Raw genomic sequence first — 15,238 nt, 5'->3', positions numbered from 1 at the left:
GCTCTGTCGGCTTTGTCGAAACCGCGACACAGGATTGTTGCGCGGAATTGTTCGTTTTTGTTCTAGCCTAAATAGCTGAAAAACAAACAAAAGACCTTTCCTTGATCTCGTTCAGCCAAATTGGCACGAGTTTTGAAGCCTTCGTTGCGAGGCGGCGCGAGCTGCCGACCGCCATTGCGATGGATGGAACGAAGGAAGGAAGGCAACATGTCAGATTTGCGTCAAATCGCATTCTACGGCAAGGGGGGCATCGGCAAGTCCACCACCTCTCAAAATACGCTCGCGGCCCTTGTCGATCTCGGGCAGAAGATCCTCATCGTGGGCTGTGACCCCAAAGCCGACTCCACCCGCCTGATCCTGAACTCGAAGGCGCAAGACACGGTTCTGCATCTCGCGGCCGAGGAGGGTTCGGTGGAAGACCTCGAACTCGAGGACGTGCTCAAGGTCGGCTACAGAGGCATCAAGTGCGTCGAGTCCGGCGGCCCCGAGCCCGGTGTCGGTTGCGCCGGCCGCGGCGTCATCACCTCTATCAATTTTCTTGAGGAGAACGGCGCCTATGACGATGTCGACTACGTCTCCTACGACGTGCTCGGCGACGTGGTCTGCGGCGGATTTGCGATGCCGATACGCGAGAACAAGGCCCAGGAAATCTACATCGTTATGTCCGGCGAGATGATGGCGCTCTATGCCGCCAACAACATCGCCAAGGGTATCCTGAAATACGCCCATTCCGGCGGCGTGCGGCTCGGCGGGCTGATTTGCAACGAGCGCCAGACCGACCGCGAGCTCGACCTCTCCGAGGCGCTGGCTGCCAAGCTCAATTCCAAGCTCATTCACTTCGTGCCGCGCGACAACATCGTCCAGCACGCCGAGCTCAGGAAGATGACAGTGATCCAGTATGCGCCGGACTCCAAGCAAGCCGGAGAGTATCGCGCGTTGGCCGAGAAGATCCATGCCAATTCGGGCCAGGGCACCGTCCCGACCCCAATCACCATGGAGGAGTTGGAAGATATGCTGCTCGACTTCGGCATCATGAAGACCGACGAGCAGATGCTTGCCGAACTCCAGGCCAAGGAAGCCAAGCTGGCGGTTGCCCACTAGGGACCCTCCCCCCCTCGCCGCCAGCAGGGGCGCGCCGGCCTTGACCGGCGCGCCCCCTTCCAAGAACGGCGCCTCGTCGGCGAGGCGTCTCTCGAACCTTGAAAGGGAACAGGCCCCATGAGCCTCGACTACGAGAATGACGGCGCTCTCCATGAGGAGCTTATCAAGCAAGTGCTGTCGCAGTATCCGGACAAGGCGGCGAAGCGCCGCAAGAAGCACCTCAGCGTCGCAACGAACGGGCAGGAGGCCGACGAGGAGGGCGAGGTCCTCTCCGAATGCAGCGTCAAGTCGAACATCAAGTCCATTCCGGGCGTGATGACGATCCGCGGCTGCGCCTATGCCGGCTCCAAAGGTGTGGTTTGGGGTCCGATTAAGGATATGGTCCATATCTCACATGGGCCAGTCGGTTGCGGCCAATATTCCTGGTCGCAGCGCCGGAATTACTACGTCGGTACGACGGGCATCGACAGCTTCGTGACCCTTCAGTTCACTTCTGATTTTCAGGAGAAGGACATCGTTTTCGGCGGCGACAAGAAGCTGGAAAAGATCATCGACGAGATCGAGGAGCTGTTTCCCCTGAACAATGGCATCAGCGTGCAATCGGAATGCCCGATCGGCCTGATCGGCGACGACATCGAGGCGGTGTCGCGCAAGAAGGCCAAGGAGCACGAAAAGACGATCGTGCCGGTGCGCTGCGAAGGCTTCCGCGGGGTCTCGCAATCGCTTGGTCACCACATTGCCAATGACTCGATCCGTGACTGGGTCTTCGACAAGACGGACGTGGAGTTCGAGGCCGACCGTTACGATGTTAACGTCATCGGCGACTACAATATCGGCGGCGACGCGTGGGCTACGCGCATCCTCTTGGAGGAGGTGGGGTTGCGCGTCGTCGGCAACTGGTCGGGGGATGCGACGCTTGCTGAGGTAGAGCGCGCGCCGAAGGCCAAGCTCAATCTCATCCACTGCTACCGGTCGATGAACTACATCTGCCGGCACATGGAGGAAAAGTACGGCATCCCCTGGATGGAATACAATTTCTTTGGTCCCTCCCAGATCGAAGCTTCTCTGCGCAAGATAGCCAAGCATTTCGGGCCCACAATCGTGGACAAGACCGAGGCGGTCATCGCCAAGTACCGCCCCTTGGTCGATGCGGTCGTCGACAAGTATTGGCCCCGCCTCGAAGGCAAGACGGTGATGCTCTATGTCGGCGGCCTACGCCCTCGTCACGTCATCACCGCCTATGAGGACCTCGGCATGGTGATAGTCGGCACCGGATACGAGTTCGCTCACAACGATGACTATCAGCGTACCGGCCATTACGTGAAGAATGGCACGCTGATCTATGACGACGTGACCGGTTACGAACTGGAAAAGTTCATCGAGGGGATCCGACCTGACCTCGTGGGCTCCGGGATCAAGGAGAAATACCCGGTGCAGAAGATGGGCATCCCATTCCGCCAGATGCACTCCTGGGATTATTCCGGCCCGTATCACGGCTATGACGGCTTCGCCATCTTCGCGCGCGACATGGATCTGGCCATCAACAACCCGGTCTGGGACCTCTACGACGCCCCCTGGAAGAAAAAGGCCCTGCCGCCGATGGCGGTCGCGGCCGAATAAGAAAATGGCCTCCCAGCAGCAGGGGGGCCGATGAACGCCCGCGATCCTTGACCCGCGGGAAACCTGAAACGTCTCGATGTCCTGTGCCGCCGTCTGGCGCGACAGAAGGAAAGAGGTGACCATCCATGCCGCAGTCGGCCGAAAAAGTCCTCGACCATGCTCCCCTGTTCCGCGAGCCGGAATACAGGAAGATGCTCGCCGAGAAGAAGTTGAATTTCGAATGTCCGCATCCGGATCAGATTGTTACCGATCAACGCGAATACACCAAGACCTGGGAGTACCGCGAAAAAAACCTCGCCCGCGAAGCCCTTGTCGTGAACCCGGCCAAAGCTTGCCAGCCGCTCGGTGCCGTCTTCGCGGCCGCGGGCTTCGAGCGGACCATGTCCTTCGTTCATGGCAGCCAGGGCTGTGTTGCTTATTACCGTTCACATCTGTCGCGACACTTCAAGGAGCCCTCATCAGCGGTTTCGTCCTCGATGACCGAGGACGCGGCGGTGTTCGGCGGCCTGAAGAATATGGTCGACGGACTCGCCAACACCTATAGCCTCTACGACCCGAAGATGATTGCCGTCTCGACCACTTGTATGGCAGAGGTCATCGGCGACGACCTGCACGGCTTCATCGAGAACGCCAAGAACGAAGGTTCAGTCCCGGCCGACTTCGATATTCCTTTCGCACATACGCCCGCCTTCGTCGGCAGCCATGTCGATGGCTACGACGCCATGGTCAAAGGTGTTCTAGAGCACTTCTGGAAAGGCCAGGAGCGCAAGGAATCCGGTGGAACCGTCAACATCATTCCGGGGTTTGACGGCTTCTGTGTTGGCAACAACCGTGAGCTCAAGCGCCTGCTCGACCTGATGGGCGTGTCCTACACCTTCATCCAGGATGCCTCCGACCAGTTCGACACGCCGTCGGACGGCGTGTATCGCATGTATGACGGTGGTACGATGATCGAGGACGTGAAGGCGGCACTCAATGCCGAAGCGACACTGTCGCTGCAGCACTACAACACCCGCAAGACGCTGGACTATTGCAACGAGGTCGGGCAGGCGACGGCCTCATTCCATTATCCTCTCGGTGTCCAGGCGACCGACGATTTCCTGATGAAGGTCTCGGAGATTTCCGGCAAGGATATCCCAACGGCAATCGGTATGGAGCGCGGCCGACTTGTCGACGCGATGGCGGATAGTCAGGCCTGGCTGCACGGCAAGAAATACGCAATCTACGGCGATCCTGACTTCGTCTACGCCGTGGCTCGGTTCGTGATGGAGACCGGCGGCGAGCCGACCCACTGCCTCGCCACCAACGGGACAGCAGCCTGGGAAGCCGAGATGAAGGAGTTGCTTGGGTCCTCGGCCTTCGGCAAGGATGGCCAGGTCTGGGCGGGCAACGACCTCTGGGCGCTGCGCTCGCTGCTCTTCACCGAGCCGGTGGATCTGCTGATCGGCAACTCCTATGGCAAGTATCTGGAGCGCGACACTGACACGCCGCTGATCCGGCTGACGTTTCCGATATTTGACCGGCACCATCACCATCGCTTCCCTCTCATGGGCTACCAAGGGGGTTTGCGCGTCTTAACGACCATCCTCGACAAGGTCTTCGACAAGCTCGATCGCGAAACGATCAAGGTAGGTGTCACGGACTATTCGTATGACCTCACCCGCTAAGAGCGATAGCTGGCCTTCGAAAAAGGCCAGCCATCTTCCGATGAACTTGGAGTCCGGCGCGATGCCCCCGCTCACGGCCAAAATCCAGGATGTCTTCAACGAGCCAGCATGCGAGAAGAATCTCGGCAAGGATGCCAAGGCGCGCCAGAAGGGCTGTTCGAAGCCGCTGACCCCCGGAGCGGCTGCTGGCGGCTGCGCTTTCGACGGGGCCAAGATCGTGCTGCAGCCGATCACCGATGTTGCGCATCTGATCCATGCACCGATCGCCTGCGAGGGCAATTCCTGGGACAACCGCGGCGCGGCTTCGTCGGGGCCAACGCTGTGGCGCACAAGCTTCACGACCGACCTGACCGAACTCGACGTGGTGATGGGGCAGGGCGAACGAAAGCTTTTCAAAGCGATCCGCGAGATAAATGAAACGTATGCGCCGCCAGCGATCTTCGTCTATTCGACATGCGTGACGGCGCTGATCGGGGACGACATCGAGGCGGTCTGCAAGCGCGCTGCGGAAAAGTTCGGCTTGCCGGTGGTGCCCGTCAATACACCGGGCTTCGTCGGCTCCAAGAACCTCGGCAACAAACTCGCCGGCGAGGCGCTGCTCGATCATGTCATTGGCACGGTTGAGCCCGACGATATCGGCCCTCACGACATCAATATCCTCGGCGAATTCAATCTTTCCGGCGAGTTCTGGCTGGTTAAGCCGCTTCTGGATCGGCTCGGCATCCGGGTGCGCGCGTGCATTCCGGGCGACGCCCGCTACCTCGATGTTGCCTCGGCGCACCGCGCCCAGGCGGCCATGATGGTGTGCTCGACCGCTCTCATAAATCTCGCCCGCAAGATGGAGGAGCGCTGGGACATCCCGTTTTTTGAGGGCTCCTTCTACGGCATCAGCGACACCTCGGAAGCACTCCGGCAGATCGCTAGGTTGCTTGTGACGAAGGGTGCGGATCCGGAGATCCTCGAGCGCACGGAGACACTGATCGCGGAGGAGGAGGCGATTGCGTGGAAGAAACTTGAAGCATACCGGCCGAGGCTTGAAGGCAAGCGCGTACTGCTCAACACCGGCGGGGTGAAGTCCTGGTCGGTCGTCCATGCGCTGATGGAGATCGGCATCGAGATCGTCGGCACCTCCGTCAAGAAATCGACGGCCGAAGACAAGGAACGCATCAAGCAGGTACTGAAGGACGAGAACCATATGTTCGAGTCGATGGCGCCCCGCGAGCTTTACGCCATGCTCTCTGAGGACAAGGCCGACATCATGCTGTCTGGCGGGCGCACGCAATTTATCGCGCTGAAGGCCAAGACACCTTGGCTGGACATCAACCAGGAGCGTTGCCACCCCTATGCCGGCTATGCCGGCATGGTGGAACTCGTCCGCCAGATCGACCTCGCCATTCACAACCCGATCTGGCGCCAGGTACGAGAACCGGCACCGTGGGAATACCAACCTGCCGTGGAGGACGAACTGCCAAGCACACATGAGATCGAGACCGTCCATCCCTTCAAAAGCATGTCCGCACAACTGCCGACGACTTCGACGAACATTGAGGAAAGCCGATGACCCGCATTTTTCCCCAAACCAAATGGGCGGCGGTCAATCCGCTAAAGTCCTCGCAGCCGCTGGGCGCTGCGCTCGCCTTCCTTGGGGTCGATGGTGCGGTACCGCTGTTCCACGGCAGCCAGGGCTGCGCCAGCTTTGCGCTGGTACTTTGCGTCCGGCACTTCAAGGAAGCCGTCCCCTTCCAGACAACGGCGATGGATGAGGTGGCGACGATCCTCGGCGGCATGGATCATCTGGACGAAGCGATCCTCAACCTTAAGACCCGCACGAACCCGAAATTGATCGGGGTCTGCACCACGGCGCTGGTGGAGACCCGTGGAGAGGATTTCGCAAGGGATCTCGCGAACATCAAAATGATGCGCGCCAAGGAACTCGCAGGCACCGAGATCGTGCTGGCCAACACCCCGGATTTCGAAGGCGCGATCGAGGAGGGCTGGGCCAAGGCTGTCACCGCGATGATCCAAAGGATTACACTGCGTGGCGAGCAGCCGCGGCAGGCGAAGAAGATTGCGATCCTGCCCGGCTGGAACCTCACGGTCGCTGACATCGAGCATTTGCGCGAAACGGTAGAAAGCTTCGGCCTTAAGCCAGTGATTCTGCCCGATCTCTCCGGCTCGCTCGACGGGACGGTGCCTGACGACCGTTGGGTGCCGACCACATATGGCGGCACCACCGTCAAAGACATCCAGGAGCTTGGCACGGTGGTGCATTGCATCGCGATCGGCGAGCATATGTACCGTCCGGCGGAGGTGCTGCAGAGACTGACCGGAGTGCCTTATGCGGTGTTTCAGTCGCTTACAGGTTTGACGAACACAGACCGGTTCATCTCGCTGCTTGCCTGGATTTCCGGTGGGCCGGTGCCAGCGAGAGTCCGCCGTCGCCGCGCACAGCTAGAGGACGCCTTGCTCGACGGGCATTTTCATTTCGGCGGCAAAAAGATTGCCATCGCCGCCGAGCCGGACCAGCTTTACCAGCTCGCGACTTTTTTCACCGGCATGGGCGCCGAGATCCCGGCGGCCGTAACAACGATCGGCACCTCGAGAATTCTCAAGAAAGTGCCGGCCGAACAGGTCCAGGTCGGCGATCTTGGCGATCTCGAGGGTCTTGCCGCGGGCGCTGATCTTCTCGTCACCCATTCGCACGGCCGCCAAGCGGCCGAGCGCCTCGGCATTCCGCTCATGCGCATCGGTTTCCCGATCTTCGATCGACTGGGCAGCCAGCATAAGCTCACAATCCTCTATCAGGGGACGCGCGACCTGATCTTCGATGTCTCGAACATCTTCCAAGCCAACCAGCACGCACCGACGCCCGAGTCGCTTAATCCGTTCCGAAACCGAGAAATGCCCGATGGCCTCCGTTCGTCGCCTTTCGCTCGCCGCTGACCGGGTTCACCCACTGATGCCGCAACGGCAAGCTGGTGCGTTGCGCGTGGCGATCGCCACGCAAGACATGGAGAGCCTCAACGCGCATTTCGGGTCGGCCAAGCGCTTCGCTGTCTATGACGTGACGTCCGATGCCTGGAATTTCGTGGAAGCCGTCGCCTTTGAAGATGTTTCCGACGAGAGCGGGAAGCATCGGACCGAGGGCGATGACCGAATTACTCCGAAAGTGGAGGCTTTGAAGGGCTGTCACCTGCTCTTTTGTCTGGCGATCGGCGGCCCTTCGGCAGCCAAGGTCATTTCGGCGAAAATCCATCCGATCAAAGTACCGCAGCCTCAATCCATTAAAGACGTGCTGTCGCGAACCCAGACCATGCTCAAGACGGCTCCTCCGCCTTGGTTGCGCAAGGCGCTAGCGGAGGCAGGCGCCACCGAAAGGAAGCCCTTTGAGGATGAGGACTGAACGATGAGAACACCGAAAGCTACTGCGGATGGTTCTGCTGTCGACGCGGACGAGACGGCCCTTGCCACGCCTTTCCTCAAGTGCCTCATGCGGCTGATCCGCGCTCAGGACTCCTACGGATCGTGGGAAGGTAAGGCGGATGCTGAGCTGCTGGCCGACTTCATCGTCACCAAGAAGCAGCGCCGTGAGATCCCGATCATCGGCGATCCCGACCCGGACGTGCTGTGGAGGCTGCAGATTTTTTACACCTGCGTTGGGCTTGTGATCGAGCAGCGCTCCGGCTTGGTGGTATCGTCGACCATGATGATGAACCATGAGGGCTTCGGCCGCGTACTCCTCACGACCGGGCGGTTGGTTGTCCTGTCGAAGACCCTTCGCGACGTCCATCGGTTCGGCTTCGACAGACTTGGAAAACTCGCTGAGGCAGGTGCGAAACTGGTCGATGATGCGGTCGCGGCCATTGAAGCCTATCCAGACGTGGCACGGGCGTGAAGGGGCCGATACGAGGAAGTATGCCATGTCAGACCTTGAAGAACAGCGGAAGAAGGTCCGAAAGCTGCAGTCGCGAGCGGGAGCTGCGAAGATGGAATTGCACGACCTCGCCGAGGACCTCCCAGTCAACTGGACCGAGATCAAAGTGATTGCCGAGAAAACATTCGACGCCTTTGCCGAGTTGGACGCTGCGAAGAGAGAGCTCAACGCGTTGGAGAACTTACGATGACGAGCGCTTTCCTTACCCGTGACGGTTCGAACTGGATGCCGGAATATCTGACCGCTATCGATGGTGCGACCTGCATCGGTTGCGGTCGCTGCTTCAAGGTCTGCTCGCGTGAGATCATGCATCTTTACGGCATCGACGACGCGGGTGAAATCCTCGGTATCTGCGACGACGAGGACGACGACTTTGATGGTGAGCTCAATCGTATGATCATGGTCGTCGACCATGCCGGCGGCTGCATCGGCTGCGGAGCCTGTGCCCGCGTTTGTCCGAAGAACTGCCAGACCCATGTTGCGGCTGACAAGGTCGCAGCATGATAACGGAAAAACCAGGAGAACGGCTGTGCACTTCAGAGTCTTCTGTCGCGTCCTGCTGCTGGTCCTGTGTAACAACGCTCTAGCGGTCTACTTCCTCTCGCTTTCCATCCGCAAAGTAGTGGTCACAACGCTTTTCAGTTGGCTGCTTCTTCAGGTCGCTTATTTCGGAAGCCTGCTCTTTCTGATCTGGCGGGATTGCCGCGCTGAGAGAGGTGCCCAAAGGACTGAGTATTGCCAGAAAGTTCGTGACCAGTCGCAAGAGTACCATAAGGGCGATAAATGACCCTCCGATGTTGCCGCGCCTTGCGTCAAAACGTGTAACCCGTCGCCCTTTGCTTGGGCGGACGATAACAAACAGTGCTCAGCTTCGCCTACTTTGGACGACCATGAACATCGCTATTGAGGGATACCGTGTCTAGGATGGCCAGAGGCGACCCGATTCAGGTGGTGCCAATCCGAGGGAGTGCGGCTTTCCCGTTGCGTAGGCGTTGCTGATACAGCGTACGGGTTGCTTCGGCGTTGCTGGAAATACCGCGCGCATCTGGGACATCGGAGAGCGCTGTCGAGCTCAAATAGGAAAACGTCTCTCAGAGTGCGTTCGCATAGCGAGCTTCAGCTCTATCACATATCACTGGAGAGAACATGCTGGAAAAGTTTGAACGCTACCCGCTTACCTTTGGGCCTACGCCCATCGAGAAGCTCGACCGCCTCGGCAAGCATTTAGGCGGAAAGGTGGAAATCTATGCCAAACGGGAAGACTGCAACTCAGGCCTCGCGTTCGGCGGAAACAAGCTCCGCAAGCTCGAGTACATCGTCCCCGACGCGATCGCGTCGAACGCCGATACGCTCGTGTCGATCGGCGGCGTGCAGTCCAACCACACACGGATGGTTGCTGCGGTTGCGGCTAAGATAGGCATGAAATGTTTGCTGGTACAGGAAAGCTGGGTGCCACATGAGGATGCCGTCTACGACCGCGTAGGCAACATTCTTTTGAGCCGGGTCATGGGAGCAGAGGTGTGTCTGGTTGATGAGGGCTTTGACATTGGCATCCGCCGCAGTTGGGAACAAGCGCTCGATGAGGTCAAGCAAAGGGGCGGTAGACCCTATGCGATCCCAGCGGGGGCCTCTGTTCACAAATATGGTGGTCTCGGGTACGTCGGCTTCGCCGAGGAAGTACGCGCACAGGAGAAGCAGCTTGGATTTACTTTCGACTATGTCCTGGTTTGCACTGTGACGGGCTCGACGCAAGCCGGCATGGTGGTCGGGTTCGCCAAGGACGGGCGACAGCGCAACGTGATCGGCATCGATGCCTCGGCTACCCCCGCCGGAACCAAGGCGCAGGTGCTACAAATTGCCCGGCATACCGCAGAGCTTGTCAACCTCGGCACGGAAATCGTCGACGATGACGTGGTGCTGCTCAAGGAGTACGCGCACCCTTGCTACGGGATCCCGTCCGAGGAAACGAAGGAGGCTATCCGCCTGTTTGCGCGGCTGGAGGGCATCATTACCGATCCCGTCTATGAGGGCAAATCGATGCAAGGCACGATCGGCTTGGTCCGAAAAGGCTTCTTTCCAGTGGGATCGAGAGTACTCTATGTGCATCTCGGGGGCGCGCCGGCGATCAACGGTTACGGCTACACGTTTCGCAACGGCTGATGCGCGACAGCATTCAGATGATTCGCGAGGGCGGCAAGCTGCTGCTGTGACGGCCAACAGATCGTTTTCGCCGCGCATAAAGCGGCGGATGCGCTGCTGACCTTATCGCCGCGCCACCCGCCATGATTCGGATCGCAGAACCAGCTCGCGCGTGCGAAGTGGTTGCAAGGGCGAGAAGGCACCGACAATCATGTTGATGATCGGTTGTGTGCCGGCTCGCCATTCTGCCCTAACCAAGCGCTGGCAGTCCGAGTTGGCGGCGGCCATCGTTAGAAGGTACCCGTCTGTTGCCGCGGTAAGCCCCGGCGTCTCTAGGCCCTCCAATCAGGGAAACTTGCGAGGCTGGCACCCGACGAGTGCCAGGCTGTGAATAGGGGGTCAAATCTTCGCTTCGCTTGACACAGAGTAGATACTCGGCATGCAGAGCTCGGCCAGGCTGACACCAAAGAACCAACGCTTCACAGCCGACCCAGCGGTCTGCTGCCCGAGGTTCGTCGAGTGGCCGGGATAAACTTGCTGCTCATCGATTAACCGAACGTTCGCTCGCGGGTAACGCAGTGATTTGCGCCCAGTACCGCGCACCGGTGATGGCGACACTGCCTGATACCCTGGACTGCATGGCACCAACGTTCCCGGTTACTCAGGAGGAGCCTGCTTCCGCCGCTTTCCTCTACCATGCTTCGGGATGATCTGGCGTTCGGCTCAAGCACCCACTTCGAACCGGGCAAACCGTCCCAGGTCGTGCAGTGACCGCACGCCAGAAATGAATAGGATGTCATAGTGTACTCCACCTGCTGCTGCAGCAGCTAAGTCGGGAACTATGCCGAGCACGTGGGGTCTAACGGAACCTAAACTTAGGGACGGCAATGCTCGGCAATGAGGAATCCTCAAAAATCGTGCCATCCACCAGAAAGGGCCTAATAAAATGTCTAGATATGATTCAATCATTTAAATGAAAGTATAGCAGGAATCCTGGCCACCAGGGTGTCGCGGTCTTTACAAACCGGATAGTCTGTTGCGCGGCGTCCCCCGGGACGGCGGACAGGATTCCGCCCGCGAGGAAGCGGAATTCACGCTCCCAACCGCGTTCGCGTTGACCGATGTTCCACGAAGATTCCAACATAGCACGATGGCGGTGATGAAGCCTAGGGACGTGTTCGTAGCCAGTAGTCTCTTCTCGCGTCAGTCCTGAAGCCAAGCGTCGATCTCCGCCTCTCTCCGTGCCCGCTTCGGGCATCGTAGTTTTGCAGTCGCCCATGCGGCATTTAGATTACACCAGACGGCTTCCCGGCCAGAGCAGCCGTTTACGGCGAGAGTGGATGGCCAAGCGTTGTGGGTCCCCGGCGAACGGAACGTATATCTGTCGCAAATAGTGCCATCCGACACCTTGCTGGCCGCTTTGTCAGGTCAGCGACACAGGCGTGTTCAGCCGATCCCTTGGTTTTAGCAAACACTAAATAGCTGAAAAAAATCAAAGGTCCTTTCCTTGGACTCGCTCATCCAGATTGGCACGAGTTTTGAAACCCTCATTGCGAGGCTGCGCGAGCTGCCGACCGACATTGCGCGATCGGTGGAACGAAGGAAGGAAGGCAACATGTCAGATTTGCGTCAACTCGTATGCCAGATCGACCGTGCCATTCACAACCCGATCTGGCGCCAAGTGCGAGAGCCGTCACCGTGGGAATACCGACCTGCGGCGGAGCACGAGCTGCCAAGCACACATGAGATCGAGATCGTCCATGCCTTCAAAAAAGTATCCGCGCAACAGCCGACGGCTTCGGCGAACGTTGAGGAAAGCCGATGACCCGCATTCTTCCCCAAACCAAATCGGCGCCGGTCAATCCGCTAAAGTCGTCTCAGCCGCTGGGCGCTGCGCTCGCCTTCCTTGGGGTCGATGGTGCCATCCCGCTGTTTCATGGCAGCCAGGGCTGCACCAGCTTTGCACTGGTACTTCTCGTGCGGCACTTCAAGGAAGCCGTCCCCTCGCAGACCACGGCGATGGACGAGATGGCGACGATCCTCGGCGGCATGGACCATCTCGAAGAGGCGATCCTCAACCTTAAGACCCGCACGAACCCGAAGCTGATCGGGGTCTGTACCACCGCGCTGGTTGAAACTCGTGGCGAGGATTTCGCAAGGGATCTCGCGAACATCAAGATGATGCACGCTAAAGAACTCGCAGGCACTGAGATCGTTCTGGCCAACACGCCGGATTTCCATGGTGCGATCGAGGAGGGTTGGGCCCAGGCGGTCACCGCGATGCTCCAAAGGATTACGCTGCGCGGTGAGCGGGTTCGGCAGTCGAAGAAGATTGTGATCTTGCCAGGCTGGAACCTCACGGTCGCTGACATCGAGCATTTGCGCGAAACGATGGAAAGCTTCGGACTGAAGCCAGTGGTTCTGCCGGATCTCTCCGGCTCGCTCGACGGGACGGTGCCAGATGATCGCTGGGTGCCGACCACCTGTGGCGGCACTACGGTTAAGGACATTGAAGAGCTTGGCACGTCGGTGCAATGCATCGCGATCGGCGAGCATATGCGCCGCCCCGCGGAGGTGCTGCAAAGACTGACCGGAGTGCCTTATGCCTTGTTTCATTCCCTTACAGGATTGAAGGAGACAGACCGTTTTATCTCGCTGCTTTCTTCAATCTCCCGTGCACCAGCGCCAGCGATAATCCGCCGTCGCCGCGCACAGCTTCAGGACGCCTTGCTCGACGGACACTTTCATTTTGGTGGCAAAAAGATTGGCATCGTCGCCGAGCCGGACCAGCTTTACCAGCTCGCGACTTTCTTCACGGGCATGGGCGCCGAAATCCCGGCGGCCGTCACCACGACCGGCACCTCGAACATTCTCAAGAAAGTGCCGGCCGAACAGGTCCAGGACGGCGATCTTGGCGATCTCGAGGGTCTCGCCGCGGGCGCTGATCTTCTCGTCACGCATTCGCACGGACGACAGGCGGCCGAGCGCCTTGGTATTCCGCTCATGCGCGTTGGCTTCCCGATCTTCGACCGACTCGGCAGCCAGCATAAGCTCACGATCCTCTATCAGGGGACGCGCGACCTGATCTTCGATGTTGCGAACATCTTCCAGGCTAACCAACACACGCCAACGCCCGAGTCATTCGATCCATTCCGTAAGCGAGAAACGACCAGATGACTTCCGTTCGTCGCCTTTCGCTCGCCGCCAACAAGCTCCACGCATTGACGCCGCGACAGCAATCCGGTGCATTGCGCGTGGCTATCGCGACGCAAGACATGGAATGCCTCAACGCGCATTTCGGTTCGGCCAAACTATTCGCGGTTTTTGACGTGACGGCCGATGACTCTGCTTTCGTGGAAGCTGTAGCCTTTGACGATGTTGCCGACGAGAGCGGGAAGCACCGGACTGACGGCGATGATCGCATCATTGCGAGGGTGGAGGCGTTGAAGGGCTGCCACCTGCTGTTTTGTCTGGCGATCGGCAGTCCTTCGGCAGCCAAGATTATTTCGGCGAAAATCCATCCGATCAAAGTGCCGCAGCCTCAGTCTATCGAAGACGTCTTGTCGCGAATCCGGACGATGCTCCGGACGGCTCCTCCGCCTTGGTTGCGCAAGGCGGTGATGGAGGCAGGCGCCACCGAAAAGAAATCCTTTGAGGATGAGGTCTGAACGATGAAAAAACCGAAAGCTGCTGCGGATGGCCCCGCTGTCGACGCGGACGAGACGGCCCTTGCCACGCCTTTCCTCAAGTGCCTCATGCGGCAGATCCGCGCCCAAGACACTTATGGAATGTGGGAAGACAAATCCGACGCCGACCTCCTGGCCGATTTCATCGTCACCAAGGAGCAGCGCCGTAAGATCCCGATCATCGGCGATCCCGACCCGGACGTGCTGTGGAGGCTGCAGATTTTCTACACCTGCGTGGGGCTTGTGATCGAGCAGCGCTCCGGCCTGGTGGTATCGTCGACCATGATGATGAGCCATGAGGGCTTCGGCCGCGTACTTCTCACGACCGGGCGGTTGGTCGTTCTGTCGAAGACACTTCGTGACGTCCATCGGTTCGGCTTCGACACACTTGGCAAACTCGCTGGGGCAGGTGCGAAACTGGTCGATGATGCGGTCGCAGCCATCGAAGCCTATCCCGACGTGGCGCGGGCGTGATCGGACCGGTACGAGGAAGGAGATCATGTCAGACCTTGAAGAACAGCAGAAGAAGGTCCGCAAGCTGCAGTCGCGGGCGGGAACTGCGAAGATGGAATTGCACGACCTTGTCGAGGACCTGCCAGCTGGACCGAGATCAAGGTGGTCGCCGAGAAAACATTCGACGCCTTTGCCGAGTTGGACGCTGCGAAGAGAGAGCTCAGTGCGTTGGAGAACTCACGATGACGAGCCTTTTCGTTACCCGCGACGGCACAAACTGGATGCCGGAATATCTGACCGCTATCAATGGCGCCACCTGCATCGGCTGCGGCCGCTGCTTCAAGGTCTGCTCTCGCGAGGTCATGCACCTTTACGGCATCGATGACGCGGGTGAAATTCTTGGTATCTGCGACGACGAGGACGACGACTTTGATGGCGAGCTCAATCGTATGGTCATGGTCGTCGATCATGCCGGCCGCTGTATCGGCTGCGGAGCCTGCGCCCGCGTTTGTCCGAAGAACTGTCAGACCCATATTGCAGCTGACAAGGTCGCTGCATGATAAGGGACAAACCGGGAGAACGGCTGTGCACTTCAGAGGCTTCTGTCGCGTCCTGCTGCTGGTCCTGTGCAACAACGC

Annotated in this window: 16 protein-coding genes and 1 pseudogene; all 17 read left to right on the top strand. The window is 59.2% G+C overall.

The genetic code is table 11. From position 1 onward, the window contains the following. Nucleotides 1-207 precede the first annotated feature (207 nt). The 17 genes and pseudogenes from nifH (at nucleotide 208) to fdxB (QA637_RS29945) (ending at nucleotide 15,160) form a co-directional block, all read left to right on the top strand. Nucleotides 208-1,101, top strand: coding sequence for a nitrogenase iron protein (gene nifH, locus QA637_RS30025; RefSeq protein ID WP_283067494.1), 894 nt, complete (start codon nucleotides 208-210; stop codon nucleotides 1,099-1,101). Between the two features lie 117 nt (nucleotides 1,102-1,218). Beyond that, a complete protein-coding gene (gene nifD, locus QA637_RS30020; protein WP_283067492.1) occupies nucleotides 1,219-2,721 on the top strand; it encodes a nitrogenase molybdenum-iron protein alpha chain in 1,503 nt (500 codons plus the stop codon). Between the two features lie 125 nt (nucleotides 2,722-2,846). Then, nucleotides 2,847-4,388: a nitrogenase molybdenum-iron protein subunit beta gene (gene nifK, locus QA637_RS30015; RefSeq protein ID WP_283067490.1), complete on the top strand. Its 1,542-nt coding sequence runs from the start codon at nucleotides 2,847-2,849 to the stop codon at nucleotides 4,386-4,388. A gap of 61 nt (nucleotides 4,389-4,449) precedes the next feature. Beyond that, a complete protein-coding gene (gene nifE / locus QA637_RS30010; RefSeq protein ID WP_283067489.1) occupies nucleotides 4,450-5,949 on the top strand; it encodes a nitrogenase iron-molybdenum cofactor biosynthesis protein NifE in 1,500 nt (499 codons plus the stop codon). Beyond that, nucleotides 5,946-7,331: a nitrogenase iron-molybdenum cofactor biosynthesis protein NifN gene (nifN, locus tag QA637_RS30005; protein ID WP_283067488.1), complete on the top strand. Its 1,386-nt coding sequence runs from the start codon at nucleotides 5,946-5,948 to the stop codon at nucleotides 7,329-7,331. Before nifE ends, nifN (QA637_RS30005) begins: the two co-directional genes overlap by 4 nt. Beyond that, nucleotides 7,297-7,791 (top strand): nitrogen fixation protein NifX, encoded by a 495-nt coding sequence (gene nifX, locus QA637_RS30000; RefSeq protein ID WP_283067487.1) that lies wholly within the window; start codon nucleotides 7,297-7,299, stop codon nucleotides 7,789-7,791. The genes nifN (QA637_RS30005) and nifX (QA637_RS30000) overlap by 35 nt, the downstream gene beginning before the upstream one ends. Before the next feature lie 3 nt (nucleotides 7,792-7,794). After that, on the top strand, nucleotides 7,795-8,283 hold the full coding sequence (locus QA637_RS29995) for a NifX-associated nitrogen fixation protein (RefSeq protein ID WP_283067485.1): 489 nt from the start codon (nucleotides 7,795-7,797) through the stop codon (nucleotides 8,281-8,283). A 25-nt stretch (nucleotides 8,284-8,308) separates the two neighbouring features. Then, nucleotides 8,309-8,512: a CCE_0567 family metalloprotein gene (locus QA637_RS29990; RefSeq protein WP_283067484.1), complete on the top strand. Its 204-nt coding sequence runs from the start codon at nucleotides 8,309-8,311 to the stop codon at nucleotides 8,510-8,512. Further along, the gene (gene fdxB, locus QA637_RS29985) at nucleotides 8,509-8,826 is read left to right on the top strand and encodes a ferredoxin III, nif-specific (RefSeq protein ID WP_283067482.1); all 318 of its coding nucleotides are present in this window, start codon (nucleotides 8,509-8,511) and stop codon (nucleotides 8,824-8,826) included. The genes QA637_RS29990 and fdxB (QA637_RS29985) overlap by 4 nt, the downstream gene beginning before the upstream one ends. Continuing rightward, a complete protein-coding gene (locus tag QA637_RS29980) occupies nucleotides 8,735-9,109 on the top strand; it encodes an exopolysaccharide production repressor protein (protein WP_346283794.1) in 375 nt (124 codons plus the stop codon). The genes fdxB (QA637_RS29985) and QA637_RS29980 overlap by 92 nt, the downstream gene beginning before the upstream one ends. 359 nt (nucleotides 9,110-9,468) lie before the next feature. After that, entirely contained in the window at nucleotides 9,469-10,482 is a 1,014-nt protein-coding gene (locus QA637_RS29975) for a 1-aminocyclopropane-1-carboxylate deaminase (RefSeq protein ID WP_283067478.1), read from the top strand. A 1,486-nt stretch (nucleotides 10,483-11,968) separates the two neighbouring features. Further along, entirely contained in the window at nucleotides 11,969-12,286 is a 318-nt protein-coding gene (locus QA637_RS29970; protein WP_283067476.1) for a hypothetical protein, read from the top strand. Further along, nucleotides 12,283-13,638, top strand: coding sequence for a nitrogenase iron-molybdenum cofactor biosynthesis protein NifN (gene nifN, locus QA637_RS29965; protein ID WP_346283793.1), 1,356 nt, complete (start codon nucleotides 12,283-12,285; stop codon nucleotides 13,636-13,638). Before QA637_RS29970 ends, nifN (QA637_RS29965) begins: the two co-directional genes overlap by 4 nt. Next, nucleotides 13,635-14,129: a nitrogen fixation protein NifX gene (gene nifX / locus QA637_RS29960; protein WP_283067474.1), complete on the top strand. Its 495-nt coding sequence runs from the start codon at nucleotides 13,635-13,637 to the stop codon at nucleotides 14,127-14,129. The genes nifN (QA637_RS29965) and nifX (QA637_RS29960) overlap by 4 nt, the downstream gene beginning before the upstream one ends. Before the next feature lie 3 nt (nucleotides 14,130-14,132). Beyond that, the gene (locus QA637_RS29955; protein ID WP_283067472.1) at nucleotides 14,133-14,621 is read left to right on the top strand and encodes a NifX-associated nitrogen fixation protein; all 489 of its coding nucleotides are present in this window, start codon (nucleotides 14,133-14,135) and stop codon (nucleotides 14,619-14,621) included. Nucleotides 14,622-14,646: 25 nt separating this feature from the next. Then, nucleotides 14,647-14,846: pseudogene (locus tag QA637_RS29950) on the top strand (CCE_0567 family metalloprotein). Continuing rightward, nucleotides 14,843-15,160 (top strand): ferredoxin III, nif-specific, encoded by a 318-nt coding sequence (gene fdxB / locus QA637_RS29945; RefSeq protein WP_283067470.1) that lies wholly within the window; start codon nucleotides 14,843-14,845, stop codon nucleotides 15,158-15,160. The pseudogene QA637_RS29950 and the gene fdxB (QA637_RS29945) overlap by 4 nt, the downstream one beginning before the upstream one ends. Nucleotides 15,161-15,238: the final 78 nt, after the last annotated feature.

This window comes from Sinorhizobium terangae, assembly GCF_029714365.1.
In the GTDB taxonomy this organism is placed as follows: Bacteria; Pseudomonadota; Alphaproteobacteria; order Rhizobiales; family Rhizobiaceae; genus Sinorhizobium; species Sinorhizobium terangae.
Note: the sequence above shows the minus strand (reverse complement) of the source record. Positions and strands in the feature narration are given on the sequence as shown.